Source organism: Pseudomonas sp. P4_C8 (genome assembly GCF_056401975.1).
In genome coordinates this window covers 1-1,067 of record NZ_JBFUIH010000112.1, presented here as the reverse complement: position 1 = coordinate 1,067, position 1,067 = coordinate 1, and the positions used below count along the sequence as shown (strand labels likewise).

Annotated in this window: 2 protein-coding genes; both read right to left on the bottom strand. The window is 52.4% G+C overall.

Features of this window, described 5'->3' with window-relative positions; all coding sequences use genetic code 11:
• Window positions 1-665: IS3 family transposase (locus AC1DWM_RS30100; protein ID WP_477796887.1), on the bottom strand; the 665-nt coding region annotated here is incomplete at its 3' end.
• 26 nt (window positions 666-691) lie between these two features.
• Window positions 692-1,000 carry a transposase gene (locus tag AC1DWM_RS30095; RefSeq protein WP_477796886.1) on the bottom strand — a complete coding sequence of 103 codons (309 nt, stop codon included), beginning with the start codon at window positions 998-1,000 and terminating at the stop codon, window positions 692-694.
• Window positions 1,001-1,067: the final 67 nt, after the last annotated feature.

Genomic DNA, 1,067 nt, shown 5'->3' with positions numbered 1-1,067 from the left:
TCGGACTTCAAGCTGCCAAAAAAACGCTCCATCGGGGCGTTATCCCAACATTGGCCTTTTCGACTCATGCTCTGCTTTAGCTCGTGGGCCATCAGTTCGTCCCTGAATTTATGGCTGGTGTATTGGCACCCTTGGTCAGAATGAAACAGCACACCTTTAGGTCGTCCTCTCAATTCGACAGCCATACGCAGTGACTCGCTTGCTAGGGTCGCGTCGGCGACCAACGAATACGACCATCCCACCACTCGTCGTGCAAACAAATCCAAAACCACAGAGAAATAGAGCCAACGCTTGCCCAGCTGGATAAAGGTGATATCTGCGCACCAGACTTTATTGATATCAGCTACGTAAAACTCTCGGTCCAGCACATTCTCAGCCACGAGCGATTCAACACCCGACGACTTGTACTTATGGCGGCGGCGTTGGCAACTGGAAATCCCAGCCTCCTTCATCAAACGAGCAGCCATGTAGCGCCCCACCTTATGCTTTGCGCCCTGCATATCCTTGGAGAGAGTGCGGGCGCCCGCCGAGCCTTTTGATGCTTTGTGGTACTTGATCAGAGCAACCCTGAGCGCTTCGCGCTCGGGGTTCGTTTTTCCTTGGCGCTGACGCCAGGCGTAATAGCTGCTGCGGTTGACTTCAAACACGCGACAACAATCTGAAATGCCGTACTGTTCTCCTAGCTCGCTGATCAGAGGGAATGATCTTTGGAGTCCAAAAGCAGGAGAACACTGGCCTTTTTTAGGATTTCGATATCCCGGTCTTTCTGCCTGAGCAGAGCTTTGAGTTCCTGGATTTGTTTTTGGTCGGCGGTAATGGCTTTTGTTCCCGCTAGCGTCGAGCCTGCACGTTCTTTCCTGACCTGCTCGACCCAGCGGCGCAACGCAGTAGGGCCGATATCGAAGTTGGCGCAGACCTCAAGAATGGGCTGGTCTTCATCAAGCACCATGCTTGCAGCATTGAGCTTGAACTCGCTGGAATAGGACTTTCGCATCATCATGCACACCTTAGATTTGGGCGCCATCATAGCGCCCTATTGATGTGTCCAATTTCATTAGGCCAGATCA